Here is a 26,253-nt window from a genome sequence, read left to right as displayed (position 1 = left end):
CGGCTTCGTTCTCCGCATCGTCCTTGGCGAAGGCGCGCGCCGCCGCGATCAGCACCACGAAGGTCGCAACCCACACCATGCGCGCGCCGTAGCGGTCGTGCGGACCCGAGATCACGCCACAGATCACGGCATTGCCGAGCAGCGCGAGCGTGACGGTGCCCGCCAGCAGCGTGAGGTCGTCGAGCCGCCGCTGCCACAGCCCGCGGCCGAACAGGATCACGACCACTAGCATCGAGGCCAGTGCGACCGGCACGTGGATGCGGTTGATGGCCGTGAAGTCGAGGCGCCAGCGCCGCTGCCGCGCTGCGCGCATCGGCGCGACCTGTTTGGGAATGTAGCGCTCGATGATGCCGTAGGTGTGCGGGATCCAGCCCGAGGAGCCTTCGCCGGTTGCGACATGCATCAGCTGGTCGACGGTGGCTTCCAGCGCCGCCTTGGCCTGCCATCCCGGATATTCGGCCAGCGAACGTTCCACGATGTAGCCCATCTCGTCATTCAGTCCCTGGAAGCGGCCGAGCGTGTTGAACATGCTGTGGCCCCACAGGAAGTCGTCGGCGGTCGGCGGCAGCTCGTTGCGATAGGGACAGAGCTTCAGATTTTCGTTGGCGCAATGATCGCGCAGATATTGCGCCACGATGCCATCCTGCAGCATGCGGCCGAAGGCGACGCCTACTCCGCCGGGCGTCCAGGCAAGCTGCCCTGACAGCGCGAAGTTCGCCGCCAGCAGCATCGCCGCGCCGGCGACGGCGGTCAGGCTGCCTTGCACGACGCCCGCGATCGGGATGCGCCGGCCGAGCCACGGACGCAGCATCCAGCCGACGCAGCACAGGCCGAGCAGCACGGCGAGCGTCGCGCTGTGCGTTGCGGCCGAGAACGCCGTGAACGCAAACAGCACCGCCTTCTCCAGCGCCGAAATCCGTTCGCCATGCAGGATCAGGATGAAGAGCGCGAGGACCGCAAGGCCGGCAAAGATGTCGGTCAGCAGCATGCTGGCGAGCCAGGGCAGGGCGGTGGTTGCGACCAGCGCGAGGCTGATCGCAATCAGCCGGACCGGCTGGGCGAGGTCGAGCACGCGCAGCGTCAGCTGCAGGATCCACAGCGTCGCCAGGGTCTGGATGCCGAGGTTGAGCCAGAAGCCCGATGCCTCGCCGGCATGGAGGTAGATGCCGAACACCGTAGACCGGCTCGGCACCAGATAGCCCTCGTACCAGCGCGCCAGGTAGCCGCCGGTATCCCATTGGAGCAGCGGATAGCCGTTCCAGAAGGCAGGGGCGAGTAGGAGCAGGGGGATGGCGATGGTGGCGATCCAGACCGACCGCGCGTCGGTCAGGCGGGCGCGTAAACTCCGGGTATTGATGTTGTTTCCCCCCTTTTTATTGGGGCCGACCATGCCCAAAACCACACTCGCGACGAAATCCGTCAATAGTTGCAGACGCACGGCTTGATTTCGGCAAAATCCCGACCAACTCCCTTAGACGCCGGCCCCGGGGGTGTTCGGCCGAGGTTTACCGTACCGAGCCATCCCGGGACGCGCTGGGTCCATCGTGCTATAACGCACATCAGAACAAACGAATTGCGAGAGCAGCCATGGCAGTTCATCAGGTCAATCCGCAGGGGGGAAAGCTGGCGGCGCTCGATCCGATCTGGGATCGAATCCGCGGCGAGGCGGAAGACATCCTGCGGCGCGAGCCGGAACTCGCATCCTTCATCTATGCGACCGTGCTGCATCATGAGCGCCTGGAAGATTCGGTGGTCCATCGCATCGCCGAGCGGCTCGATCACGCCGCGCTGTCGGGCGACCTGATCCGCCAGACCTATGACGAGGCGTTGCGCGATGCGCCCGATATCGGCAACGCCTTCCGCGCCGACCTCGTCGCCGTCTATGATCGCGATCCCGCGACCTCGCGCTTCATCGACCCCTTGCTCTACTTCAAGGGCTTTCACGCGCTGCAGACCCATCGTCTCGCGCACTGGCTGCATCAGAAGGGCCGCAAGGATTTCGCGTTCTACCTGCAGAGCCGCTCGTCGGCGGTGTTCCAGACCGACATCAACCCGGCCGCCAGGATCGGCCGCGGCATCTTCCTCGATCACGCCACCGGTTTCGTCTGCGGCGAGACGGCCGTCATCGAGGACGATGTGTCGATCCTGCATGGCGTCACGCTCGGCGGCACCGGCAAGGAGAACGAGGATCGCCATCCGAAGATCCGCCACGGCGTGCTGATCGGTGCCGGCGCCAAGATCCTCGGCAATATCGAGATCGGTCATTGCGCGCGCATCGCGGCAGGCTCGGTTGTGGTCAAGCCTGTGCCGCACAACGTCACGGTTGCGGGTGTGCCGGCGAAAATCGTCGGCGAAGCCGGATGTGCGGAGCCGTCACGCACCATGGACCAGATGCTCAACGCGATCGGTCTTTGATTTCACTCGTTTTCTGACCGCGGCGCGCTTTTCAGCGAAGTGGGCGCCGGTTCGCGTCAGGAAACGCGCCAAAACAAGAATCGTGTGCGCAACATCACGTCGCCAAAGGCCGAAAAGGCTCTGGCGATCTTTGCCGTCTCGTCCTAAAACTCCCCCGAAAATCATCGACCCGATTGGAGACGGCCGTGGACGTTCAGGAAGTCAGGAAGCTCGACGCGTATCTCAAACGCGTGTTCAGCAATCCCAAGATCCGCGTGGTGCCGCGGCCCAAGAAGGACGACTCGGCCGAGGTCTATATCGGCGAGGAGTTCATCGGTGTGCTGTTCGTCGACGACGAGGACGATGATCGCTCGTTCCAGTTCCAGATGGCCATCCTGGAAGAAGATCTGAGCGAGTAAGGCCGAACAGCCTCGCTGCCACCAGCGCCGTCGTATATGAGCGTCGGTGCTGATAAGCATTGGCGTGCTGCGCCCGCTGCGCGGAATCAATGAATCCGAAAAGCCTAGGCTTCGCGCCGGCGACCGACCGGTCGCCGGGTCCAAGAATCGTGACTCAGGCGCCGTGCGAGAGCAAGGTTGGCACGATCAGCGACAGGCCGGCGAGCAGCAATAGTACCAACACCACCCTGCGGAATATCTCGTCATCGATCTTTCCGTACAGCCTGAAGCCGCTCCAGAGGCCGGCGAGCAGAAATGGCAGACCCAGCCCATACAATTTGAGGGTTTCCGTCGTGAAGGCGCCGGTGACGCCCATCGAAAGCGAGATCACCACAAAGGCGGTGAACAGGACCGGCTGGAATACCGCGCGCTGCGCGTCCTTCGTCCAGCCGCGCCATTGGCAGGAGATGGTCGAGACGACGCCACCAAGTCCGGTGAGTCCGCCGACCAGCCCGTTGACGAGGCCGATGGCGACGTCCGGCGCGACCCCGATCTTCATCGGGCTGAACGCCGGCCGCGCCAGACTGTAGATCGCATAAATTGCCAGCAGTGTACCGACACCAAATCGCAAATAGACGGGGCTGAGATAGCTGAGCAGGACCACCCCGGTCGGGATGCCGATCATCGTGCCAAGCGACAACGGCCAGATAGCGTGCCAGTTCAGCGCCTGACGCAATTTCAGGATGCCGTAACCCTGCGTCATCAGGCCGTAGCCCGCGATCAGCGCCGCGGTCTGGACCGGCGTGATGATGTGCAGCCACACACCCGACACCACGAGTCCCATCGCAAACCCCGAAAAGCCGCTGACGAACCCGCCGGCAAGAGCGGCAACAACAAAAAGAACAAGACCCATTCCATCCATCGGTCGTTCCCCCAAAAGCGAGGTGACGCACGCTTGGATGGAGGTCCATCTGATGGGGAGGATGCGAATCCCCGAGCTTGCCGATTTGGCAGTTACCAACTGGTCGCCAGCTTGCCTATTTCGCTTCTCCATAGGTGATTTGATCGAATAGCGTCACACTGTCGGCCTTGGTCCAAAGCCCGACCTTGCCCGCATCGCCGAACGTGGAATCCTCCACCTCGAACAATTGCTTGCCGTTGAAAGATACAACGAAGCGCGAGGCCTTGAAGTCGATACGCAGGGTGTGCCAGGTGTTGGACGGCACCTTGATATCGGTTCCGTAGCCGCCCTTGCGGCCGACAATGTCGAGCGGGCTTCGGACGCCGTTCACGGTCTTGTAGAGGACGACGTTGTCCTCAAGTGCGTTGGCGCGGGTCACGTAGTAGTTGTTCGCGTCCTTCGCCCGCCAAACAATGCCGGCGGCGCGGTCCTGAGATCCCGCGACAGCCTTGAACATGACCTCGACAAAGCCGTCCTTGATGCCGGTGTCGTCCTTCAACAGCAGCGGGTAGGTCGCTTGGCCGGATTGCTTGAGCACCTTCGATTTCGACGGCGCCGTCGCATCGCTTTCGACCGTCCATCTTGAATCGCCTGACCCCGTGACGGTGGCGGTCCAGCCGTCAGGCGCAACACCGATCTGGGTACCCTCAAAGCCGATTGCGTAATTTGACATGTCATTCACTCCCGAGAGAAGCAGCGTTGCTGCGGCAATGGCCATGCGTCGTTGGGGATGGGGCATTTCCAGGCTCCCGTGAGATCGCGAACTATGCGGACGCCGTCGTGAAATGCGAACTGACCGGGCGCTGATCATTCGAAAAGCCCGGACCCTTGAACGGGAGGCTCCACCGGGTCGGGAAGTTGTTCGAATCCTGCGATCCCCATTGCGCGCAGCGCTATGAGGAATCCTTCCCGGACTTCCTCTCCGCTCCGGTGATAGACGGTGACCGGAGATTCATCGGAGCAATCGTCCCGGCCAGGCTGAGTTGGCCCAGACCAATCTTGCCACTCGCCGGCGACGAGTCCGTCTGACCTTGCGGGGGGAGGATCGATATCCGCCGGGGTCCGCGCAGGGGCAGACCGTAAGGTAAATTGGCTGGGAGGAGTTGGAGGCTTGCTTTCGTCCATGTGCGCATGACCTCGACAAGTCGAGCGTTGCACAGTTCTTGGACCGAAGCCTCAAGGGGAGACCGTACTTCCCCTGAAGACGTCTTAGTCCAGCGAAGCGACAAAGGCAATACGGCCTCGACCCGCGCCGCCGCGGATTGCTTCGCGCAGCCGGTGATACCGCGGCTTCGCGCCGACCGGGTGGCTCGCAATGACGGGCGGGGCTCAACCCTTCGCGCTGTGCATCTGCGCGGAGAGGCGGTTCATCGCGGTGGCGATGTCGCGCCATTGCGCGAGCCAGCCGCGCGGAAAGCGGAAGGTCAGATCGGCGCCCTCGATGCGCTGCTCACTCAGGCACATGCCGGGCGTCGAGCTATCGCGCGTGCAGCGCGCGGTCAGCTGCGGCTCGCTCGCGGTGAACAGGTCCTCGCCGCCATAGGGCGTGCCGTCGCGGAATGCGCGCGTCGTCAAGCTGTCATCGGTCGTCGCGCGCTCGTCCAGATAGCGCGGATAGATCGTGCGCAGCCGCATCTCGGGTGCGAGTGAATCGTGGTGCGCCGCGATCGACACGAAGATCCGGTCGATCGGCTGCACCTTGTCCTCGACGGTGTCGGCACTGTAGTGCTTCGGCGCGGCAGGCGCCTCCAGCGACGGATAGAGGAAGCTCAGATCGACACGCTCCTGCGGCCCGGAATGGCGCTGAATCTTCATGCGCACGGCCATGGTCGGCACGTTGAACAGCGTGCCGCCGACGCTCACCGGCAACCGCGACGGATCGCTCGGCGGAGCGGTGGTGTAGGTCGGCCACAACAGATAGGCGACGAGCGTGATCGCGCCGGCTGCGATCACTGCCGAGGCGATGACCGGAGCGAGATGCGCGCGCGGGTTGCGGCGGGTGTCGCGGGCGAGATGCTGGGCCGTCGAAAGAAGCGTCATGGGCGAAGCTGAGAGCAGGCCGGGAGTGGCCGAATCACCTGCCGAATATGCCACGAGGCGAGGAATTTCCGTACGATTCCAATGGAATCCCAAATTGATTGGCCATGCGCAAACGCCGCGCCGGAGCAGTCCGGTTAACCTTTCCTTAAGGATGATGTGGCGGCCAGCCGCCAATTCTGCGAAGCAGGGTGAGTGGCCTGTTGCGTAGCGGAAGTGCCGATGTCGCCCGATACCCTGAATTCCCTGTTCACGCTCTTCATTGGCTTCGCGCTCGCCGGCGCACTGGCCAGCGGCTATCAGGCAATGGCGGAGCGCCCGGCCGGCTTCGGCCTGCTGCAGGAGGGCGTGGCGCCGAAGACCTTTGCCGCGGTCCCGTTCCTCGTCTTCGCCGCACCGTTCATCATCATGCGCAACACGCTGCGCGGCGCCCGCATCGAGCGCCGCCGCTTCGAATTCGTGATGATGGCAACCGTGATCTCCGGCTTCTGGAGCCTGATGTCGGGCACCTTCTTCATGATGACGCTGCGCGCTGCCGGCGTGCTCGCCTGATCCGGTCGCGATCCGCGCCGGATCAATGGCTGCGGTTGCTTGAAACCACATCAGTCGCTGTGCCAAGGTCGTCCTGACCAGAGCTTCGGTTCTGATTAATCAGAACCGAAAGCGCGGGATTGTCGTTTTGACGCGTTTTCTTCACGCGAACCGGTGTCCACTTCGCTTGAAAACGCTCCAGGGAGACCTTCATGGCGATCTACGAACTCGACGGGCAGGGGCCCGATCTTCCCGCTGACGGCAGCTATTTCATCGCCGACAATGCCGTTGTGATCGGCAAGGTGCGCCTCAAGTCCGCGGCGAGCGTCTGGTTCGGCGCCGTGCTGCGCGGCGACAACGAGTGGATCGAGATCGGCGAGGGCTCCAACGTCCAGGACAATTCGACCCTGCATGTCGATCCCGGCTTTCCCCTGACCATCGGTAACCACGTCACCATCGGCCACAACGCGATCGTGCATGGCTGCACGCTGGAAGACGGCGTGCTGATCGGGATGGGATCGATCGTGATGAACGGCGCGCGTATCCGGCGCGGCAGTGTCGTCGGCGCCGGCTCCGTCATCACCGAGGGCAAGGAATTTCCGGAATATTCCCTGATCATCGGTGCGCCCGCACGCGTGGTGCGCACGCTCGACGCCGCCCAGATCGAGGCGTTGTCGCGGCCGGCGAAGTCCTACGCGATCAGGGGCCCGCAGTACAAAGCCGGGCTGAAGAAGATCGGCTGACCCTTCAGCGCTTCCCGCCGCGCTTGCGTAGGCCCTTCGGTGCTGCGGTGCCTGGCTTTGCTGTCTTCTGCAGTCTTGCCGCCCCCTGAAGCCGTGCGCTCTTGCGCAGCGCATCCTTCAGGTCGATCGGGATGCCGTGCTTCTTGAAGAGGTCGGCGAAGGCCTCGTCGGCGAGCTCCTGCAGGGTCGCCATCCGGTCGCGGCCAAGCTGCTTCAGCTTGTCGAACGTGTCGTCGTCAAACTCGATCAGCTTGCGCAAATTGCATTACTCCCAAACTGTATTGCTCCAACGCCTGCCGGAACCTCCGTTTTGCGGACTCGTTGATGTCCGCAAGGGAGAATTCCATGCGCAAACTATCCGCCACCGTCGCGTCAGCGACAATCGCCATTCTGCTGGCGCCTGCGGTTACCGTCGCCCAAGCAATGGGAGCGGCAGCCCTTCATCAGCCAGCCCCGCCTCGGCGCAGGTCACGTCGCCGCCACCCGGCACCAACAGCGCCGGCACGGCGCAATCCTCCGGCCGGCTGAACAGCGGTGAAGGCGTCACCACCGGATCGGCGTCGACCGAAAGCATCGACAAGGCAATCGCCGACGAGAACAGGATGGTCGATCGCCGGATGAACGGCATCTGCCGCGGCTGTTAGCTTTTCGCCGGCTGCGTTTTCGATGAACGACGGTCGCGTAGAAGTGAGTGCGACAAAGGCGCGCGGCGGAAGCTGCGGTCCTACATTGAGTTAGCATGCGCGGGACGCGGCGGAGGAGGCTTGAAAAGAAAAGCCTTGGAAAGAAGGAGTAACGGGTGATGTTGCGTAAAACGATGATTGCCTTGCTGGCTGTGGCTTCGGTCGGCCTGTTCACGGTCGACGCCGCGTCGGCGCGCGGCGGTTTTGGCGGCGGCGGTTTCCATGGTGGTGGTGGCGGCTTCCGCGGCGGCGGCGGTTTCGGCGGCTTCCATGGCGGCGCTTTCCGCGCCATGGGCGGAGGCGGCGGCTTCCGCTCGGCTGCGATCGGCGGCGGCGGTTGGGCCGGCCGCGGTTGGGCTGGCCGCGGTTGGGCCGGCCGCGGTTGGCACGGCGGCGGCTTCCGGCGCGGCTGGGGCTATCCGTTCGCTGCTGCAGCGGTTGGCTTCGGACTCGGATACGGCGCCTACGATTACTATGACGGCTACTATGGCAATCCGTATTACGCCGGTTACGGCTACGACGACGGCTACGGCTACGGTTATGGCAACGGCTATAGTGATGGCGGCTGCTACGTCGTTCGCCGTCGCATGCTGACGTCGTATGGCTGGCAGATCCGCCCCGTGCAGGTTTGCAACTGAGCCATCCACTGACGCATGGCGGGTCCATTCGATTGCCATGGTGATGGTCCTGGAATGGTTGGCGCGGCCTCGGTGTTGCGATGCTGGGGCGACGTTGGCTGTCGTGCACTGGTATGCGGCTTGCTTCGCATTGCGGCAGTTGATGCGTGAACGCGTCGCGAAAACAAAGGGCCCGGCTGCGATTTGAGCCGGGCCTCAGAGGATATCAGAGATGCTCACCATTCCTGATCTGACATTGCTGTTCATGGTCGTTGTGTCGAGTCTCGCCGTTGCGTTGATCTACATGCTCCATCAGCTCGAGCCGAAGCTTGCCCGGCTGAGGCTGCGAGTTGATCGCGCCAGAGGCGAACGCATCAGGTAAATCCGCAATACTGCACGCGGGGGTTCGATCAGCTCGAGCCCGCCGTGGGCATCGCTGCGCTGGTGCACCTGTCCCGAGCGCGCCAATGATAGTCGGGAAGGGCGGGCCGCATTCCAGGGCCCTCAAAAGAACAAGGCCGTCGACGTAGTATACCGTCAACGACCTTGCCAGCCCCGGATATTGAAATCGGCTCACGCCATCCGGTGATTTGAAGATGACTCGGATTCGAAGTCCGATATGTGAACCAGTTCACAAAGTCAGGATTAATTCCCGCTAACGGGCACTTGGTCGGTTTTACGGAATTTTACGGGGCCGACCGATTGGGGAGCGCGGTGGAGACCTCGCGAGGGATCAACCGCGCGATCTGTGGCGCTTCCGGCTGGCGCTGCGGCTGGCCTTCGAGCGCTTGCGCGGGGAGGCCTCGGCGGCCGGCTCGTTGGCCTGTGCGCTCGCCAGTGACTGGCGCAGGCCCTCGACCTGTTCGGTCAATTGGGCGACCTGATCGGACAGCTTCTTGGCGTCGGCCTGCTGCGCCGTGAACTGCTTACGCATGGTCTGCAGCTCGTCCTGGACCAGCTGCAACTGGTCGATCGCTTCCTGCTGGGTCTCCTCGATTCCCTTGGTTTTCTCCACCAGGGCCTCGGAGACCTGTGCGGTCCTAGCCTGCAACTGACGGGCGGCGACCATGCGGTCGGTCTCGGGCACGTTGCCGGTGAAGCTGCGCCACAGCGCGATCGAGCCAATCCCGAACAGCACGAGCACCAGCGCCACGGCGCCGATCGCGATCGGCTGCACGCCAATCAGGCTGCCGACTGGTGAATTCCGGGGGGCAAGTTCGACCATGCGACCAGAACCGGACATCAATTGAAAGATTTTGATTAGCACAACCGCGGCGCGGGCAAAACCCGGGTCCCGCTAGGCCCATGCGGCAACAGCGAAATTTGCCGAAAACTGCACGCGCTGCCCCAAAACGGGACGGCTTCCGACCAGCCGACGGGCCTGCCGCCGCCCCGAGGCATCCCGGCATCACGGGGTCGCCGGCAAAGTGGCAGGTGAAGAACCAGTGGCCGGGCGCAATGTCAAGCTCGCCGGCGACATGGCCCTTGCCGAAGGCGCCGCCGTCGAGGCTGATTTCAGTGATGCGGTCCATCATCAGCATCGGTGGCGCCGGCAGCTGGGCGTTGCCGGGGCCGAAATAGCCGCCCTCGCTCGATCGCAGCAGATCCGGCCTTGTGTAGGACGATTGCGGTAGGTGAAAATCGTGCGGGTTGAACAAGCTGGCCATTGAAATTGCGGTTATTGTTGAACGTTAGGGCGGCTTCGCCGGATGGTCTTTGACGGCCCGGATTGAGCCTCGGCAGGCAGCCGCAGCGCGGCCGCCATGAAGGCCCAGATATCGTCGGTCAGCTGTGCCGGATCAGGCCGCCGCTCGCCGGTCAGTGCGCCGATCAGCGCCTGGCGGATGCCGCCGATCATCAGCGCAATGGTGAGGTGAGGGTCGATGTCGCTGGACACGATCCCGTCGCGCCGGGCGGCTTCAAGCATCCGGGCACCGGCTGCAAGCTGGCGGCTGGTGAAGGCGGTCTCGACATCGAGGACCTCGGACGCGCGGCTCAGCGGTCCGATGACCAGCGGCGCAAACGGATGATCGTAGTGAAAGGCGACGTAGGCCCCGATTCGCTGCCTTTCCCGGTCCGCCCAGCTCTCGGCTGACAGCCTTGCGCCGGCGAATGCCGCTTGATCGAGCCGGCCGTAGAACTCCTCGACCACGGCGGCGATCAGGCCCGCCTTGGAGCCGAAGTGATGATAGGCGAGCCCCACCGACACCTGCGCCCGCCTGGCGACGGCCTGCATCTCCAGCTGCCCGTGGCCCTCGATGAGCTCCTCTTGCGCCGCCGCGAGCAGCCGTTCCCTTGTCCCAGGACTCGTCGCGCTGCTCGCCGCGCTCATTGGTTGCTCATCGCCTGGCAATCCGCCGAATTGAATTCAATTCAATATCGCTGCGGCCAGCATGTCAAGTCTCCGATGCCGGATGGCGCAGTGAACCGGTGGAGGGCCTGCGATGGCGTTTGCGATCAAGACCGGGATCCCCGATCCACCGGCGAAGGCGTTCAACTTCACCGCCCGGAAAACCATGCATAGCGGCGGGCACGTCGCCGCCGATGACATCGTGGTCCTGTTTGCCAGCGAGAATGAGGGCGGACGCGAGCTCAACTTTAGATTCTATCGCCAGGCCACCAACAAGATCGTCGGCATCACGGACGGGGCTGCGTCCTTTCTCGATCGTTTCTTCTGAGGCCTGCGGTCGGGAACCGGGCCTCACCCGAAGTCCTACTGATTGCAGGAGGCCCCGCCCGGAGTTAGAATATTGGCCAGTTAGTACCTTTTTCGATCAGGTTTTTAAGCAGGCCTTCTGCAAAGCAGGCCCTGCTACGTTCTGTTAGCACGCTGGGGGAAGCGATGGGTGCCGACAAGGTTCTGTTGCCAATTTTCGTTGTCTACGCATTGGGCTGCATCTTCACGATCGGCGCCTTTTACCGCGATCGCGAGCACGCGATCGGCGTCAAGCAGATCATATGCACCCTCATCTGGCCGATCTGGTGGCCGGTCGCGAACGGTTTCGGGCCGATGCTCGATGCCATCGATAATGCCGTGACGGCGACGGATGGGCGGAAGAGCATTTCGTTTGCGCTGGGACTCTTTGCTGCCGGTCACTGCCTGTCGAGCAGTTGGGGCGATTGCGGCGGCGCTGTTGCCTGCAGCGGAGTGCTTTTGAAGAGCACCGCGATGTTCTTTCCACCGCTGAACTTCGTCTATGTGACCTGGCTGGTTACGCAATTCGCGTAGCGACGCGCGCCGGCCTGCATTGCAAGCCTCGATCACCTTCATCCGTCAAGGCTTTCCCGCCCCCAAAAAGGTTGCGGCCAGGCTTTGGGGGAAGCCTGGCCGCGCGCGAACCGGTCTGGGACGGGGAGGGGTGGGGATGTGACCGGGTCGCGAACTCGAAAATCCTAACTCTTGCTCAGCGCGAGCTTGCCGTTGAAACTGCCGGGCGGTTGTCGCCGAGCGAGACCCACACATTGGGATCGCTCTGCGATTGCCGCTTGACGAAGCGGTAGCCGGTGTCTGTCCAGGCGACGATGCTCTCGTTCTGGTTATCGAGCACGAACTCGCCCTTGTCGGTCTTCACCGTCAGCACTGCGTGGCCTTCGCCCTTCTTGTCGCGGACCACCGTGATCAACAGCGCCTCGCGGGGCCAGCCGGCGTCCATCAGCATCTTGCGCTTCAGGAGCACGTAGTCCTCGCAGTCGCCGTAACCGTCGGATGGCAACGACCATTTCTCGATCACGCCCCAATGATCCATGTCGGTCATCGGCTTGATGGACTCGTTGACCCACTTGTTGACCCGCACCAGGTCGCGCCAGGCGGTCTGCGACAACACGATGTCGCGTGGTTGCGTCGCGCCGCCGCGGCATTCGCCCGGATTGTCGGCGCAGAATTCGACCCAGCCGATCGGCGAACGCGCGACGTCACCCAGGCTGGCGTAGACCACGTCGCCGGCCTTGGCCGACACGCACGTCGCAAACAGGATGGCGGCAACCGCCAAACTTTTCCCCTGTCCCCTGAACCCAAACATTGTGGCCCCCGTTCTTCTTGTTGGGACCACGTGTCGCACAAAGCTTTTTCGCCGCCGCTAAGTACGCAAAGTAGATTTGACGCGAATACTCGTAAAACCTGCGGCGAATTCGATCTATACTTGAATCGAATTCGCATAAAATTTGAAACAACTGCAATTGATTCAAATTTTATGCATTAACTCGGCGCGCGCTGCGCCTGTGCGGTTTGTTGCGCCAAACGCGCCGGCCGTTAACCGCCGATTTCACCAGGCCAAACGCGGCGAAGGCGGCCACCGGTGCACCGGTGGCCGCCTTCGCGGGCTGAAAAAAGGGGGCGTGAGCGGCTTTTCGCTTTACCTCGCGGTAACGCTCTCTTCGAGCGTTTCCGCGGACTGCTCGTGGACGAACTCGAGTGCGAAACCTTCCTCGAGGTTTCGCACCACGCGGGACTGCACCTTGCCGAGCATCACGAGCGACTTCAGCGGCGGACGGTTCTCCGCGGCAATCGCGGCACCGGACAATGAAAGGTCGATGATGCGGCAGGTCATCCGCGTGCCGTCCTCCTGGGTGAGCAGGGCGATCGGGTTGCGCGGCACGATACGGTCGTGGCGGCGATCCTCGGGCAGATTGAGGATGTCGCGGTTGGCGAGCCAGGTGAGCTGGGCGGCGAGCTTGTCGCGCTTGCGCGCGGTGGCGCCGATCGTCATCGCAAAGCCGTTGTCGATGATCCGGGTGATGCGGCCTTCGACCCGGCCGATATGGTCGAGATAGGCGATCACGCGGTCGCCGACATTGCCGATGCCCGGCGCCAGCAGCGCGAGGCCGCCCGGGGACATGTTGATAATCTGGCAGGGAAACTCGCGCCGGTCGGGCAGCATGTAGCGGCCGAGCAGGTGCACCTTGACGCGTTGGAAGCGCCGTCGCTCCTCGGCTACGGGGACGACGGTAGTTTTCTTCTGTGCAAACGACATCACAACAAACCCGGCCGCCGTCCATTCGGAGCCCCGATGACCCTAAGGCTGATAGGGTTAACGGGGCGTTACGGTTGTGGCCGGGAACCCGGACACGGAGCGAGAGAGTTTCACGCGCGCCGTGCCCGAGGACTTAGGCGCGTTCATGCGCCGCGTCAGCCTCGCCGAACCATCGTGCCATGGCTTGAGCGGCGTCCTCGAGGTCAGGGGCAGCGTCGATGGCCCAGGCGACGAAGCCATCGGGGCGCACCAGCACCCCGCGCAAGCCCAGCCGATCGCGGGCGTCGCTTGCGACATAGGTGATCCGCTTGCTCCAGCGAGCTGCAACGGCTTGCAGGGAAGCGCACGCGTCAAAGTCGAGCAGCAGTCCGCGCCCATTCCTGAGCCGCTCGCCGAGCCTGCTCCCGCAGGCGAGCTCGAAGTCGGGTGCGCTGCGGCCGACCAGCGGATGGCTGCCGCCAAGGTCGTAGCGGAGCGAAACACCCCACACACGCTCGGCAAAGTAGGTCGCGCCGTCGGGCGTCTCGATCAGATCGCGGATGATGGCTTCGAGCGCGCGCGAACTCCGGCGCGGCCGCATCAGCGCGACCTGGGCGCGCGACCAGTCGAGAATCTGCGCGCCCACCGGATGCCGCTCGCTGAAATAGCTGTCGAGCAGCCTGGCCGGCGCGTCGCCGCGGATCGTGGCGGCGAGCTTCCAGCCGAGATTCATCGCATCGCCAAGCCCGAGGTTGAGGCCCTGGCCGCCGAGCGGCGAATGGATGTGCGCGGCGTCGCCGGCGAGCAGCACGCGCCCGTTTCGGTAAGCCGTCGCCTGACAGGCGCGATCGGTCCAGGTGGTGGCAAGCTGGAGCGCAGTCAAGGTGACGTCGGTGCCGGAGACACGGCGCAGCACCGCCTGCACATGCTCAAGCGTGATCTCCTGGGTGCGGTGGAAGGCGCCGCCGTCGAATTCGACCATCGCGATGGTGCCGGGCGGAGCGTAGGTGTACATGCCCGTCGGCGTGTAGTGGCGGCCCGCGCGGAGCTGGTCCGGATCGGCGATCGCGACCTCGACCGAATAGCCGGTGAATTCGGGATCGGTGCCGACGAATGCGTAGCCGCCGGCCTTGCGCACTGCGCTGCGTCCGCCGTCACACCCGACCAGCCAGCGTCCGTGGAAGCGCCACTTGCGCGAATGGTCACGCCGTCCTGCGACTGTTCGAAATCCTCGACGGCCAGCCCGTGCCTGATCTCTATCCCCATCGCGGTTGCGCGCGCAGCCAACGCGGATTCGAGCGACTCCATATCGATCGCCATGCTGGTGCCGGCCGGACCCGGCAGGCGAAACGGCCACGCCGAGCTGTCGATCTTGTCGTGATAAAACTGGATGCCCGCGAAATGGCCGGCCGGGCGGCGCGGCTGTTGCAGCCAATGCGCGGCGTTCGATGCGCCGTGTCCCGAGCCATCGTTCGCGCGCTGCGCCACCGCGATGTCGTCCAGCATCCCGCGGCGGTAGAACGCCTCGATGGTGGGCGCCGACAGGCCGCGCATGCCGAACGGCAGCCGCTTCAACGGCGAGCGCGCCTCTGAGGCCTGCTCCAGCACCAGCACCGAGAGCTCCGCGAGCCGCAGCTGACAGGCAAGCAGCAGGCCAACGGGGCCCGCACCGGAAATCACGACGTCATGGGGAAGGGGGGCGCGGTTGTGCATGAACTGTTCCTGTGTCGATGTTCGACCGGAGCGGTTCGTCGGGTTGAGAACCACACGGACGAACAATGGACGCTTCGATGGCGTCCGGTGTTCGTCGTGGGGATCTCATGCACGAGGCAGAAGATCAGAGCTTTCGTTTCCGAAAGGACTTGGGCTTACCAAACCAAGTCTGCCTTTTCCAACGCGGGCTATATAACGGGATGGCGATCGATCCGCAACTGGCGTGCGGACCAATACGCGGCCGCTATGTCCCGGCGACTGCATCCGCGCTGCCCGCGCTGTCGACCCGACGCGCGCCCGGGCGCGGCGCAAGATTGTCCGGCGTCTTGATGTTGCTCGCGAGTCCTGCGGCCTCGAACGTCTTGATCAGCCACCAGCCGAGATCGATCTGACCCGGCAGCAGCCCGAGCTTCGCGGAGCTTGGATAGGCATGGTGATTGTTGTGCCAGCTCTCGCCCATGCTGATCAGCCCGGCGATGCCGACATTGTAGCCCTGGGCCGCGACTCCCTCGATGATCCAGGTCTGTCCGCCCTTGCGATGCGAGTAATGACCGATCAACCAATGACCGGCGACGCAGACGGCAACGCGGGCGCAGATGCCCCAGACCAGCCAGCCCCATGAGCCGATCGCAACGAACAGCAGCGCCCAGGGCAATTGCTGCCACATCCAGGTTCGCTCGACGAAGGCGTAGAAGCGGTCATCGGCGAGCCGTGGCTCGAGCCGGAAGACCGGCGGGTGTTTCAACACCAGCGTGCAATGCAATTGCCACCAGGCATCGCGCCAGAAGCCGGCGCGGTGGCAGGAGTAGTCGTGACACGCGGCCTGGCGTTGCGCCCAGTCGCGGAAATCATGCAGCCGTACCATGCCGTAGGGGCCGGCCATGCCGACCAGCGTGCCGAGATAGACGCAGAGCCGTTCGAGCCACAGCGGGCAGTCGAAGCTTGCATGGATCAGGCGGCGGTGCATGCCGACCGAATGCCCGAAGCACAGCGTGATCGCGCTGGTCGCGATGAACAGCGCGAATGCGCTCCACGAGAACGTCACTGGTCCAAACATTATCGCGACCGCGGTCATGGTGCCGAGCCACAGCGATTTCGCGGGTGCCCATCGCACCTGTCCGTCCAGCGGGTCGGTGCTGCTATCCGCGAGAATTCGTTCGGAGCCGGGCTGCAGCTTCATTCCATCACCTGAGGTTGTGTCGCAGGTTGCGGTGAAGCGCTCGTCGCTGTCAATTGGCCGCGAACGTCCGTCATGTCGCAGCCGACATTGGCATCTCCGGCGGCTTGACCTGGCCTGTCGTGACTCCGGGGACCGTGAAACGGCTCAGTTGCTGCTGAGGTTTGTCCTGACGATCTGCGTCAACTGCTCATATCCTGTCCTTGTCAGGTGAAGCAGGTCTTCGCGGTAGTTGGCGCAGGGCGTGCTGTTCTGGCAGGCGATCGCCGATGCATCGAGGACGCGGTACTTCTGCACCGACTTCTCTCGCGACGAGAGCGATGCGTTGACCGCTGAAATGTTTTCCTTTGCGCCCGTCATATTTGGGCCGCGCGGCAAGATGAGAATCTGGACCAGACGAGCCTTTGGCCAGATCCGGCTGATGCGGTCAAATAGGTGGTCAAAGGCAAGCCGGACGCCGCACGGCTTGTCCAGGTAGATGTTGTTCGTGCCAAGCAGCAGGATCACGGACTGAGGTTGGATGCGCTTGAGCTGCTGTTCGAACGAGGTCAGCAGCCACAGCGTATTCTGGATGCGATCGCGACCGACCCCGAGATTCAGGACGGGACGTCCCGCAGCGAGCGAGGATGTGAGGTCTTCCGGCCAGGCTTCGACCAGCGAGTCGCCAAGCATCACGATCGAGGCCTGGGCAGGCAGCGAGCTGACGTTCTTCAGATCGCGCCGAAGCGCATTTGCGGAGTCGGGGATCGTCGGCGTTGACGCGATCTGCTGGTCCGCCTCATCGCATGCGGGTCCGCTCAATGGCGCGGCACTCGCTGATGAGATCGTGGCCATTGCAACGATTGACAATGCAAGCGGGATGGTTCGAAGTCGAAGTCTGAGCATATGCTGACAGCCGTTGGGGAGTGGAATGACGACTAGGATCGCGATTTTGGGTCAATCCAACAGCATTCTCAAGGAAGGTTTCTTCAACAAATTTTTAGATCGTCATCAGCCGGTTGAAGTGGTGTCGATGGGACGCGTCGGCGCGAGCCCATCGCTGCTTGGCCCCTATTTTGCTAGTCGCTCGTTCTTTCGGAACGCGGAATTTTGCATCATTGACATGTGCGCGATCGATTACTCGCTGCTATCGGCCGGTGCGATCGGGCTTTACGACGTGGTGAAATGGATCGAGTGGATCGGGCACAGCGCCAAGAAGAATGGATGCGAGCCGATCTTCGTCTGCATCCCGGTCAGCACCGTGGAGCTCTCCAAGCATTTGATCTCGAACTGCATCTCGGTGTTTGAACGAAACGAATGGTTCTATCTGGATGTGCGCGATTGCATCACCCACCTTCTCGAAGATGGAACCAGACGTCCGGAAAGCCTCTACAAGGATCCGAGCCATCCTGGCGTGGAACTCTCGGAACTCATCGCCGACAGCATGAAGGAGCTGATCAGCGCAATTCGTGCGATGCCGATGATCGAGGTGGACCGGATGTTCCCGATCACCCGGTTCGAGGTGATCAACCTGCAGGATCGGCTTGCGGCTGCCCCGGCAAATTACAAGACATCCCTGATCGAATTCAGAGGGGTGCGTCTTGAACGGGGAAAGACCTATGAGCTGAAGGTCGGAAGCATCAGTGCATTAAGTGGCATGCTGCTCAATTCCGCGGCGTGCAAGGGCGTTCTTGAAATCGAGGGCGACAGGAAATTCTACAAGAACCTGCGGCTGCGGGCTTACCATCCAACGAATTTTGAGGCGCGCTTGGTTCCGATCTGCAAGCCGCTCCGGGATGGAGAGGGAGCAATTGCGTTGACGGTTGCCGATGGCGCCCCAATTGAAAGCGACACGACCTTTCACAGCGTCAAGACGCCGGAAGACGATCTGGGCTTCGTCGAGGTCTCGGAAATCATCGTGGAGAGGGGCTATGACCTCTTCACTTACAGGTCGAGGCGCCCGGCAAATGGGCACATGACGCGTTGGACGCCCAAAAGCGCAAACAAGCTCGCCCAGGTTATTTGGGAATGATGACTGGGTTGTGTCTGACAGAGCGGCTCGATAGCTTGTCGGGCCGCACCGTCATCTGATCTCGGCGCCGATTGATCGCGGCGTTCACTGCCTATTCAACAGTCACCGCTTTCAGGACTTTCCTGTTCGCTGCGCGGACCTCGAGCTGCAGGGGCGGCTGAAACGACCCGCTTGGCGGCACGAACACAAAGGCATGGTGCCCGTCACCCTTGTTGAGCTTGAGAAGATCATTGCGGAACTGATCGGCCACGACTTCGGCAACGTGGTCGCCGTTGAAGTAGATATCGATCTTCACCCGCTTGTCGGGGTGCTGGTCGTAGAGCGCCCAGCCGGCGATCCTGTTTTCGTTGAAGGCGTCGACATGGCCGGTGATCTCGCCCGAGAGGCTCTCGATGCCGGCCTCGATCACGTCGAGGTCGCTCCGGTAGATCGACCGCGTCACATCGAAGCTGAAATGCTCGGTATCGACGCATTGCTCCAGCAAGCCCTGCCGATGCTCCTTCATCCGTTCGAGCGTGTCCAGTTCGCCCAGCTTGACGTACATGCCAACGATACCTTCGATACCTGGATTCATCGTGCCTTTCCCCGCGATGCTACAAGCCTATCCGCTTAAGGCTGCCGCTTTAAGCTGCCTTCATGACATCCCGATCGTCCTGACCTAAAGTCGGCACGGCCGAACCCGGCCCAACGACAAGGACAGGGAGGACGAACCGATGGAGCAGATCCGCGTCTGCACGCATGAGGGGCCGGGCGCCAAGCCGGTGATCCGCACCGTGCCATGGCCTGATGTCAGCAAAAAGGCGGCTCTGATCAAGGTCGGCGCCTGCGGCGTCTGCGGCACCGACCTGCATATCCTGAAGGGGCACTGGCCGAAGCCGCTGCCATGGCCGTTCACGCTCGGCCATGAGCTCGGCGGCGTGATCGTCGAATGCGGCCCGGAGTTTTCAGAAGATTTCATGAGCAAGCCGCTGCAGGTGGGATCAAAGGTGATGATCCCGCCCTTGATGCCGTGCGGCCGTTGCTATTACTGCATTCACTACCCGCAAAGCGCCAACAAGTGCCTGACGCCGGTGTATTACGGCCGCTATCTCGGCTTCGACAAGCCGCCGCATATGTGGGGCGGCTGGGCCGAATATGTCTATGTCGATCTCGACATGCTGCCGGGCACCAAGATCTACAAATTGCCCGACGACATGTCGCTGCGGCTGGGCGCGCTCTCGGAGCCCTTGACCTCCTGCATCCGCGCCTTCAACCGCGCCACCCGCGCCGGCGGCTTCAGCTGGGGCGATACGGTGGTGATCCAGGGCTCGGGCCCGATCGGCATCCTCGCGGTCGCCGCCGCGCAGGAGATGGGGGCAGGGCGCGTGATCTGCGTCGGTGCGCCGGAGACGCCGCGGCTGGCGCTGGCGCGCAAGTTCGGCGCCGAGGCGACCGTCGATATCGAAGCGCTCAGGACGCCGGAGGAGAGGATCAAGGCGGTGCGCGATATCGTCGGCGGTTTCGGCGCCGACCTCGTGATGGATTGCTCGGGCCATCCGACCGCCGGCCCCGAAGGCATCGAGATGCTGCGCGACGGCGGCACCTATGTCGAGATGGGCCAGTTCACCGATGCCGGCTCCATCAACACGTCGTGGCACCGCATCTGCACCAAGGACCTCAACGTGCTCGGCTCCTGGGGCTTTACCGGCAACGACCTGCCGCTCGGCGTCGACATGCTCTATCGCACCCGCAACAAATATCCCTGGCTCGATATGCAGACGATCTATCCGTTCACCGAGGAGGGCGTCGCGCAGGCGGTCGCGGACGCGATGGCCATGAAGACGGTGAAGTCGACCATCGTGCCGTGGCCGGAATTGGTGGAGTGAGCCCGGCGAACGCGGTGCTGCAAATCCTGTTGCAGTGCTCCCAACAATAGTGGCGAGGGTGAGGCCGGTATGGCCCTGATATCGCTCGCCGGGACGGCGGCCCGGGGCTAACATCGGCGCATGCAATCGAACCGTGTGCCGCCGAGTGCAACGTCTGCGTGGGGAAACGTGTCCGAGGACTTCCCGCTGTTCAGAACGCTCAGCGCGGAGCAGCGGCTGATCGCCATCGGCGCAATGACCCGGCAAGACCTCGTGCGTGGCCAGTTGCTGGTCGAGCAGGGCGGCCCCTCGGACGCATTGTTTCTGGTGCTGCACGGCGCGCTCGCGGTGTACCGGACCGATCATCCTGAACCGATTGCGGAGCTCCGCGCCGGCGAACTGGTCGGCGAGATCGGATTCTTCGCCAACATCCCGCGCACGGCCAATGTGATCGCGATCCGCGATAGCAGCGTGCTGGTGTTGACACGTGCGGCCTATGCGACGCTTGTGCAGGAAACGCCTGAGATCGTCGAGGCGCTGCTTGCCGCTCTTGCTCAGCGGTTTGCCATCCAGACCGCGCGCCTGTTGCCCGCCCGGGCGTCGCCGAAGGCACGCACCGTCGCGCTGATCTCCGGCGGACGGGAGCCGGTGCCTGCGGCCTTTGAACAGCGCATGCGTCAGAGCCTTGCCGCCGCCGGTGCCGAGATCGTCGACCTCGCGCGAGTTCAGGCCATGTTTCCCGGCCGCCCGCTGGATGCATCCGAAGTGGCCGATTGGCTCAACAGGATCGAGTATGACGCGCCGCTGGTGGCCTATTTCGGTGGAGCTGACGCATCGGAGTGGGCGCGAAAAACCATCCGCCAGGCTGACCTCGTCGTATTCGCCTGCCGTGGCCATGCGCCTGCGCCTGATCTGACGGAGATCGAAAGGTTCGCCTGCGGGGTGCATCCGGCGTCAACGCGACGCCTCGTCCGTGTTCATGATATCAGGCGCAACGAGGTCAGCGGCACCGCGGCCTGGCTGATGCGACTGCCCTGCTTCATGCACCACCAAGTCGCGCTCGAGGACATGATCGATATCGACAGCCTGGTCCGCTTTCTCTGCGGGCGCGCCGTCGGATTTGTCGCCGGTGGCGGCGGCAGCCTCGGCACGGCGCATGTCGGAATCTACAAGGCGTTTCGTGAGCGCGGCGTGATGTTCGACATCTTCGTCGGCACCAGCGTCGGTTCGGCGATGGCGGCGGGCTTTGCCAAGAACTACGACGCCGAGCATCTCGAGCGCGGCACGCATGAGATCTTCGTCTCCAGCCGCAGCTTCCGTCGTCCGACCTGGCCGCGCTACGCACTGCTGGATCACAAGGCCTTCGATTCCGCGCTTGCCGATCAGTACGGCCATCACTGCCGGATCGAGGACTGCTGGCGGCCGTTCGCGGCGGTTGCGACCAATCTTTCGACGCACAGTCTCGAATTGATCCGGACCGGCCTGCTCTGGCAGGCGGTGCGCGCATCGAGCGCCATCCCCGGTCTGCTGCCGCCGTTTTACACAAGGGACGGCTTGATGCTGGTCGATGGATGTCTCGTCGACAACGTGCCGCTGGCGCAAATGCATCAGTTGAAGAGCGGCCCGAATCTGGTGGTCCATTTCGGCGAGCCGGCCAGTGAATTGTTCGACGTCGACTATGCCAAGCTGCCGGGACGTCTTGAACTGCTTGCGTCCCTGCTGACGCCGTTCCGGAGGAAATCGCTCCCGGCCGCGCCGAGCGCCGTCAACGTGCTGTGGCGGAGCCTCGTCGCCCATCAACGCTACGATACGTTGCCGACCACGCCGCTCGACATGGTGATGCGCCCACCGACGCCCGATGGCATCGACGTGACCGATTTCGACCGCCATCAGGAGATCTTCCAATCCTCCTACCATTGGGCCCGCGAGACCATTGCTGCCTCGGAGGCGGCGCAGAACCCGGCGATTGCGGCGATCGTCGCGTCGGCCAAGGCGGCGGATGAGGGGGCGGACAACAGCGCGGATGAGGCGACGGTGACCGCGCCGGTTTCCCATGAGGCCCGCGCCGGCTGAGCCGCTTGCAGGCACCGGCGATCTCGACCATCGTGCCGGACTGGAATCCGGAGATGACGATGCCTTTCGATTTGATTCTGCGCGGCGGACGCGTGATCGATCCGTCGCAAAAGCTCGATGCCGTGACTGACGTGGCGTTCTCGGGCGGCAAGGTTGCTGCGGTTGGACAGCGGCTTGTCGCCGATCCCGCAACCGACGTGCGTGATGTCTCCGGCTTGATCGTGACGCCCGGGATCATCGACCTGCACACCCATGTCTATTGGGGCGGCACCTCGCTCGGCATCGACGCGGAGGAATTCTGCCGCAACTGCGGCGTCACCACCTCGGTCGATACCGGCAGCGCCGGCCCCGGAAATTTTGCCGGCTTCCGCAAGCATGTCATCGAGCCGAGCCAGGTCCGCATCCTCGCCTATCTGCATGTTTCGCATGCCGGCATCTTCGGCTTCTCGGACCGGGTGATGGTCGGCGAGAGCGAGGAGTTGCGGCTGATGAACCCGGTCGACGCCGCCCGCGTCGCCGATGAGAACCGCGACCTGATCGTCGGCATCAAGGTGCGGGTCGGTCTGTTCGCCTCGGGCACTTCGGGGCTGGTGCCGCTCGAGATCGCGCTGGAGGTTGCGGAACAGGTCGGCATGCCGCTGATGGCGCATATCGACCACCCGCCGCCGAGCTATGAGGAGGTGCTGGCGCGCCTGCGCCCTGGCGATGTGCTGACCCATGCGTTCCGTCCGTTCCCCAACACGCCCGCGACCGCGCAAGGCACGGTGAAGAAGGTGGTGCTGGAGGCGCGCGAGCGCGGCGTGCTGTTCGACATCGGCCACGGCAAGGGCTCGTTCGCCTTCAAGACCGCGCGCGCGATGCTCGCCAACGGCTTTTACCCCGACACCATCTCCTCCGACATCCATCAGCTCTGCATCGACGGCCCGGCGTTCGACCAGGTGACGACGATGTCGAAGTTCCTCTGCATGGGGATGCCGCTGCCGGACGTGATCGCTGCGTCCACAGTCGATGCCGCGATGGCATTGCGGCGTCCGGAGCTCGGCAGCCTCAAGCCGGGCAGCGTCGGCGACGCCACGCTGATCTCGATCAGGGAAGGGCAGTTCGACTATGTCGACGTCGTCGGCGAGCACCTGACGGGCGATCGCAAGATCGCATCCGAAGGCGTCGTGATCGGCGGACGCTGGTGGCATCCGAGATAGGGCGCGTACTCATAAAACCCGAGTCCGCTGTCGTCAAAATGGCGACATCGAAGCCGGTCGGTTGTGGGCCAAGATCAGACACGGCAACGGCTTTGGGCCAGGTGTCCGCATGATCCTCGGCAACCATGTCAATGGCGGCCATCGGTAGAAATCCCTTTGACCCTCAGTGGCCAGGTTCGGATATTTCGGCTAGTTGAGTATGCGTGGTAACGCAATTGGGACGGGATGTCCGTCCTCCAGAGGACATGGTCATGAGATTGTCGTCGAGGCTTGTCGCGCCCTCCGCTGTCGCTTTCTTCTCAACTGTCTTGCTGTGTGGCCCGGCAGCGTCGCAAACCCCAACAGGCTCCGCCAACCCGCTTCCCGGCATCACGGTCGATGCGCCGAAGGAGGCAGCAAGGCCAAATAGGCCGAAGCAGGCGGAACACACAGTGGCATCTCGCCGGACATCGTCAACCCGTCAAGCGCCATCGGCAACCGCTCAACCGTCAACCGCTCGAACGCCATCGCCAGCGCCAGATTCAATATTGGGGAGGATTGCCAGGCTGGAGAAAGTCGCCAGCAATTGCAACGGTGGTTGTGAATCAAGCCTCCCACACGGCAAAGACCCTTGGGTTGGATGTAGCGAGTCGGCGGGCGGACAAGCACATGGGCCTTTCTCGTCAACGTGCAGAGACAACCTCACCTACAAATCCTACGTAGACTGCGTCGAGACCAAAGTGTTCTTGGGCGATTACCGAAATAGAGCCTACTGGGTTTGCAGCAGCCTGGACGCCGCCGGGAAGTTTCGAGTCGCCGAACTCAAGCGACCAAGACATTCGCGCTAAAGCATGATCCGGAAAAGCGCGAAGCGGTTTTCCCTCGCGACAAACGCGGAACGCGTTTGCGCGGAGATCATGCTTGAACAAAGAGCTAAAGCGCGATGACGATTCAACCCAATCTCATCGCGCTTTAAGGCGTTTTCGAGCGGAGTGGACACCGGCTCGCGTGAAGAAAACGCGTCAAAACAACAAGCTGGAGTATTGGCTCTGATTCAATCAGAACCGATACTCTAGTCGGCGACGATCGGCCCGAACGGCTCCCATCGTTCGCCGGTGAAGCGCATCATCCGGAACTCCTTGATCACGCGATAGTCGGTGCGGCTGGTATTGATGGCAAGACCCGGCAGCAGCAGATCGAGCTTCACATTCTTCAGGCTGGCGGCCTGGCGCATGATGTTGTCGCGCGAGACGTCGTCGCCGCATTGCTGCAGCACATGCACCAGCAGCTCGGCGGCGCTATAGCCGTAGACCGTGAAGAGGCTCTTCCTGTCGCCGTCCGGATAATAGGAGTCCATGAATGCGCGCCAGTTCTTCATGCCCGCATCGTCAGCCCAGGTCGGGTCGGCAGCCTCCTTGAACGAGCTCGCCGAGATCAGCCCTTTGGCATGCTCTATTCCAGCCGGTACCAGCACCGCGTCGATCGAGGACGAACCGACGCCGAGCAAATGTAGCGGTTGCCAGCCGAGCTCGGCCGTTTTGCGGATGGCCTGGGCGGCGAATTTCGGCGAGGCCATGTCGATCAGCACGTCGACCGCTGCGGCCTTGAGCCGGACCACCTGCGAGTCGATGGTCGGGTCCGTCGCATCATACGGGGCTTCGGACGCAAGCATGTCCGGCGCCCGCGCGCCGAGCGCGTCCTTGAGCCCCGCGAGATATTCCTTTCCGCTCTCGTCATTTTGGTAGAGCAGGCCGATCCTGGCGTTCGGATAATTGTCGAGAATGAACCGCGCATAGATGCGGATTTCGGTCCGCAGGTTCGGCGCGAATCCCATGGTCCAGGGAAAGCCGACCGGATCCTCGAACCGCGTGGCGCGCCCACCCGCGAACAGCTGCGGGATATGGCGGTCGTTGAGATACTTCTGCACCGCGATGTTCGAGGCGTTACCGACGCCCTGGAACGTGAACAGGACCTCGTCGCGCTCGACCAGTTTGCGAACCTGCTCGACCGTCTTGGCCGGCGTTGCCGCATCGTCATAGGAGATCAGGTTGATCCGGCGGCCGTTGATGCCGCCGCCGTCGTTGATCATCCGGAAGTAGGCGGCCTGCACCTTGCCGATGACGGAGAAGGCCGACACCGGGCCGCTATAGGGCATCGTCTGTCCGATCTTGATCTCGGCATCGCCGGCGCCGGGGTCGTATTTGCGGCCTTCGGCGTATACGTCGGCCGCAGCGAACAGAGCGAGGCCGATGACCGCAACTCCGATTGCCGGTCTCCACCGGTTCTTAGGCATCGCGTGGCTCCAGGGTCGGCGGTCATGAAGACGAGTCAGCAAGCGCACCGGGTTGTGGCAGGCGTGGTACGACCGTCGACCAGAGCGGAATGACTTTTCTTCGAACCGTCATCCCGCTCTAGCTCTTTGATTTGAGCATGATCTTTTCGGAAAACCGCTACACACTTTTCCGGATCATGCTCTAGGTGGCGTGGACACTTATCGCATCCATAGAACGATGGCTGCGAGAGTGACGACGGCAAGGTAATTTCGGGCGGTTTTTCGAAGCGGGTTGCGACGCGACGGACTGCTTGAGTTTGCTGAAGCAGCATTCCACGAGATGGCGCTGGGCATGGAGATGCTTGTCGAGCGGATGTTTGAGTGCCCGCGACGGGTTGTTGGGGATGACGGCGAGTGCCCCTTTGGCTGCGATGGCTTGGCGCAAATGATCGGCGTCGTAGGCCGTATCAGCCATAACGACCTCGGCAGGCAATCCCTCGATCAGTTCGGCAGCTTGCGGCGCGTCGCCCTTCTGGCCTGCGGTCAGCGTGAACCGCACCGGGCATCCCAGGCCTCGGACGGCCAGATGTATCTTGGTGCTCAGACCGCCGCGCGAGCGGCCGAGCGCTTGATCTTCAGACCCCCTTTTTTCGCTCCGGCGGCGTGCTGATG

Annotated in this window: 27 protein-coding genes and 4 pseudogenes; 12 read left to right on the top strand and 19 right to left on the bottom strand. The window is 63.1% G+C overall.

The window, feature by feature from the left end:
- Window positions 1-10: 10 nt before the first annotated feature.
- A pseudogene (locus K359_RS52765) lies at window positions 11-1,390 on the bottom strand (hypothetical protein); the annotation flags it as partial.
- 197 nt (window positions 1,391-1,587) lie between these two features.
- On the opposite strand from K359_RS52765, the gene cysE reads away from it, so the two are divergent.
- Both cysE and K359_RS0123490 read left to right on the top strand, forming a co-directional pair.
- Window positions 1,588-2,415 (top strand): serine O-acetyltransferase, encoded by an 828-nt coding sequence (gene cysE / locus K359_RS0123500; protein WP_029081529.1) that lies wholly within the window; start codon window positions 1,588-1,590, stop codon window positions 2,413-2,415.
- Between the two features lie 185 nt (window positions 2,416-2,600).
- Window positions 2,601-2,813: a DUF3126 family protein gene (locus tag K359_RS0123490; protein ID WP_024582483.1), complete on the top strand. Its 213-nt coding sequence runs from the start codon at window positions 2,601-2,603 to the stop codon at window positions 2,811-2,813.
- Window positions 2,814-2,967: 154 nt separating this feature from the next.
- Here the strand turns inward: K359_RS0123490 and K359_RS0123485 are convergent, their stop codons facing one another.
- The 3 genes from K359_RS0123485 to K359_RS0123475 form a co-directional block, all read right to left on the bottom strand.
- Window positions 2,968-3,705, bottom strand: coding sequence for a sulfite exporter TauE/SafE family protein (locus K359_RS0123485; RefSeq protein ID WP_245284702.1), 738 nt, complete (start codon window positions 3,703-3,705; stop codon window positions 2,968-2,970).
- Window positions 3,706-3,829: 124 nt separating this feature from the next.
- Window positions 3,830-4,426, bottom strand: coding sequence for a family 16 glycoside hydrolase (locus K359_RS0123480; protein WP_084518490.1), 597 nt, complete (start codon window positions 4,424-4,426; stop codon window positions 3,830-3,832).
- 656 nt (window positions 4,427-5,082) lie between these two features.
- Complete coding sequence (locus K359_RS0123475) at window positions 5,083-5,793, bottom strand: hypothetical protein (RefSeq protein WP_029081526.1); 711 nt, start codon at window positions 5,791-5,793, stop codon at window positions 5,083-5,085.
- Window positions 5,794-6,012: 219 nt separating this feature from the next.
- Between K359_RS0123475 and K359_RS0123470 the strand changes: the two genes are divergently transcribed.
- Window positions 6,013-6,342, top strand: coding sequence for a hypothetical protein (locus K359_RS0123470; protein ID WP_029081525.1), 330 nt, complete (start codon window positions 6,013-6,015; stop codon window positions 6,340-6,342).
- 22 nt (window positions 6,343-6,364) lie between these two features.
- Here K359_RS0123470 and K359_RS61460 read toward each other — a convergent pair whose 3' ends face one another.
- Entirely contained in the window at window positions 6,365-6,535 is a 171-nt protein-coding gene (locus K359_RS61460; protein ID WP_156928634.1) for a hypothetical protein, read from the bottom strand.
- On the opposite strand from K359_RS61460, the gene K359_RS0123465 reads away from it, so the two are divergent.
- Window positions 6,534-7,064: a gamma carbonic anhydrase family protein gene (locus K359_RS0123465; RefSeq protein ID WP_029081524.1), complete on the top strand. Its 531-nt coding sequence runs from the start codon at window positions 6,534-6,536 to the stop codon at window positions 7,062-7,064. The genes K359_RS61460 and K359_RS0123465 overlap by 2 nt on opposite strands.
- A gap of 4 nt (window positions 7,065-7,068) precedes the next feature.
- On the opposite strand, the gene K359_RS0123460 is transcribed toward K359_RS0123465, so the two are convergent.
- Window positions 7,069-7,323 (bottom strand): hypothetical protein, encoded by a 255-nt coding sequence (locus K359_RS0123460; RefSeq protein ID WP_029081523.1) that lies wholly within the window; start codon window positions 7,321-7,323, stop codon window positions 7,069-7,071.
- Window positions 7,324-7,470: 147 nt separating this feature from the next.
- Window positions 7,471-7,692, bottom strand: coding sequence for a hypothetical protein (locus K359_RS61455; protein WP_029081522.1), 222 nt, complete (start codon window positions 7,690-7,692; stop codon window positions 7,471-7,473).
- A gap of 174 nt (window positions 7,693-7,866) precedes the next feature.
- On the opposite strand from K359_RS61455, the gene K359_RS0123445 reads away from it, so the two are divergent.
- Complete coding sequence (locus tag K359_RS0123445) at window positions 7,867-8,385, top strand: hypothetical protein (protein WP_035976957.1); 519 nt, start codon at window positions 7,867-7,869, stop codon at window positions 8,383-8,385.
- 211 nt (window positions 8,386-8,596) lie between these two features.
- On the top strand, window positions 8,597-8,746 hold the full coding sequence (locus K359_RS63365) for a hypothetical protein (protein WP_165124383.1): 150 nt from the start codon (window positions 8,597-8,599) through the stop codon (window positions 8,744-8,746).
- 351 nt (window positions 8,747-9,097) lie between these two features.
- Here K359_RS63365 and K359_RS0123430 read toward each other — a convergent pair whose 3' ends face one another.
- The 3 genes and pseudogenes from K359_RS0123430 to K359_RS52760 form a co-directional block, all read right to left on the bottom strand.
- On the bottom strand, window positions 9,098-9,589 hold the full coding sequence (locus K359_RS0123430) for a hypothetical protein (RefSeq protein ID WP_029081520.1): 492 nt from the start codon (window positions 9,587-9,589) through the stop codon (window positions 9,098-9,100).
- A 157-nt stretch (window positions 9,590-9,746) separates the two neighbouring features.
- Window positions 9,747-10,022 (bottom strand): annotated as a pseudogene (gene fabA, locus K359_RS58995) (bifunctional 3-hydroxydecanoyl-ACP dehydratase/trans-2-decenoyl-ACP isomerase); the annotation flags it as partial.
- Between the two features lie 20 nt (window positions 10,023-10,042).
- Window positions 10,043-10,696 (bottom strand): TetR/AcrR family transcriptional regulator, encoded by a 654-nt coding sequence (locus tag K359_RS52760; protein ID WP_051346321.1) that lies wholly within the window; start codon window positions 10,694-10,696, stop codon window positions 10,043-10,045.
- A 112-nt stretch (window positions 10,697-10,808) separates the two neighbouring features.
- On the opposite strand from K359_RS52760, the gene K359_RS0123420 reads away from it, so the two are divergent.
- A complete protein-coding gene (locus K359_RS0123420; protein ID WP_029081519.1) occupies window positions 10,809-11,042 on the top strand; it encodes a hypothetical protein in 234 nt (77 codons plus the stop codon).
- Between the two features lie 164 nt (window positions 11,043-11,206).
- Window positions 11,207-11,593, top strand: coding sequence for a hypothetical protein (locus K359_RS0123415; RefSeq protein WP_029081518.1), 387 nt, complete (start codon window positions 11,207-11,209; stop codon window positions 11,591-11,593).
- Window positions 11,594-11,768: 175 nt separating this feature from the next.
- On the opposite strand, the gene K359_RS0123410 is transcribed toward K359_RS0123415, so the two are convergent.
- The 6 genes and pseudogenes from K359_RS0123410 to K359_RS0123390 form a co-directional block, all read right to left on the bottom strand.
- Window positions 11,769-12,383, bottom strand: coding sequence for a transglutaminase-like cysteine peptidase (locus tag K359_RS0123410; protein ID WP_029081517.1), 615 nt, complete (start codon window positions 12,381-12,383; stop codon window positions 11,769-11,771).
- 333 nt (window positions 12,384-12,716) lie between these two features.
- Window positions 12,717-13,334, bottom strand: coding sequence for a PilZ domain-containing protein (locus tag K359_RS0123405; RefSeq protein WP_029081516.1), 618 nt, complete (start codon window positions 13,332-13,334; stop codon window positions 12,717-12,719).
- A 133-nt stretch (window positions 13,335-13,467) separates the two neighbouring features.
- Window positions 13,468-13,914: a hypothetical protein gene (locus K359_RS66230; RefSeq protein WP_334262147.1), complete on the bottom strand. Its 447-nt coding sequence runs from the start codon at window positions 13,912-13,914 to the stop codon at window positions 13,468-13,470.
- Between the two features lie 78 nt (window positions 13,915-13,992).
- Window positions 13,993-15,026: pseudogene (locus K359_RS52755) on the bottom strand (FAD-dependent monooxygenase); the annotation flags it as partial.
- A gap of 244 nt (window positions 15,027-15,270) precedes the next feature.
- Window positions 15,271-16,206, bottom strand: a complete 936-nt coding sequence (locus K359_RS0123395) for an acyl-CoA desaturase (RefSeq protein WP_029081515.1) — start codon at window positions 16,204-16,206, stop codon at window positions 15,271-15,273.
- Window positions 16,207-16,350: 144 nt separating this feature from the next.
- Window positions 16,351-17,037 carry a GDSL-type esterase/lipase family protein gene (locus K359_RS0123390; RefSeq protein WP_029081514.1) on the bottom strand — a complete coding sequence of 229 codons (687 nt, stop codon included), beginning with the start codon at window positions 17,035-17,037 and terminating at the stop codon, window positions 16,351-16,353.
- Between the two features lie 76 nt (window positions 17,038-17,113).
- On the opposite strand from K359_RS0123390, the gene K359_RS0123385 reads away from it, so the two are divergent.
- Entirely contained in the window at window positions 17,114-18,214 is a 1,101-nt protein-coding gene (locus K359_RS0123385; protein WP_156928633.1) for a hypothetical protein, read from the top strand.
- A 91-nt stretch (window positions 18,215-18,305) separates the two neighbouring features.
- On the opposite strand, the gene K359_RS0123380 is transcribed toward K359_RS0123385, so the two are convergent.
- A complete protein-coding gene (locus K359_RS0123380) occupies window positions 18,306-18,788 on the bottom strand; it encodes a hypothetical protein (protein ID WP_029081512.1) in 483 nt (160 codons plus the stop codon).
- 139 nt (window positions 18,789-18,927) lie between these two features.
- Here K359_RS0123380 and K359_RS0123375 point away from each other — a divergent pair, with 139 nt between their 5' ends.
- From K359_RS0123375 to K359_RS0123365, 3 genes are all read left to right on the top strand, one after another.
- Window positions 18,928-20,079: a zinc-binding dehydrogenase gene (locus K359_RS0123375; RefSeq protein WP_029081511.1), complete on the top strand. Its 1,152-nt coding sequence runs from the start codon at window positions 18,928-18,930 to the stop codon at window positions 20,077-20,079.
- Between the two features lie 168 nt (window positions 20,080-20,247).
- Window positions 20,248-22,131: a cyclic nucleotide-binding and patatin-like phospholipase domain-containing protein gene (locus K359_RS0123370; protein ID WP_245284701.1), complete on the top strand. Its 1,884-nt coding sequence runs from the start codon at window positions 20,248-20,250 to the stop codon at window positions 22,129-22,131.
- Between the two features lie 59 nt (window positions 22,132-22,190).
- On the top strand, window positions 22,191-23,330 hold the full coding sequence (locus tag K359_RS0123365) for an amidohydrolase/deacetylase family metallohydrolase (protein WP_029081509.1): 1,140 nt from the start codon (window positions 22,191-22,193) through the stop codon (window positions 23,328-23,330).
- 1,051 nt (window positions 23,331-24,381) lie between these two features.
- Here K359_RS0123365 and K359_RS0123360 read toward each other — a convergent pair.
- Together K359_RS0123360 and K359_RS58985 are read right to left on the bottom strand one after the other, a co-directional pair.
- Window positions 24,382-25,602: an ABC transporter substrate-binding protein gene (locus K359_RS0123360; protein WP_035976956.1), complete on the bottom strand. Its 1,221-nt coding sequence runs from the start codon at window positions 25,600-25,602 to the stop codon at window positions 24,382-24,384.
- Between the two features lie 198 nt (window positions 25,603-25,800).
- A pseudogene (locus K359_RS58985) lies at window positions 25,801-26,253 on the bottom strand (IS5 family transposase); the annotation flags it as partial.

Source organism: Bradyrhizobium sp. th-b2 (assembly GCF_000426785.1).
Taxonomy (GTDB): domain Bacteria; phylum Pseudomonadota; class Alphaproteobacteria; order Rhizobiales; family Xanthobacteraceae; genus Bradyrhizobium; species Bradyrhizobium septentrionale.
Note: the sequence above shows the minus strand (reverse complement) of the source record. Positions and strands in the feature narration are given on the sequence as shown.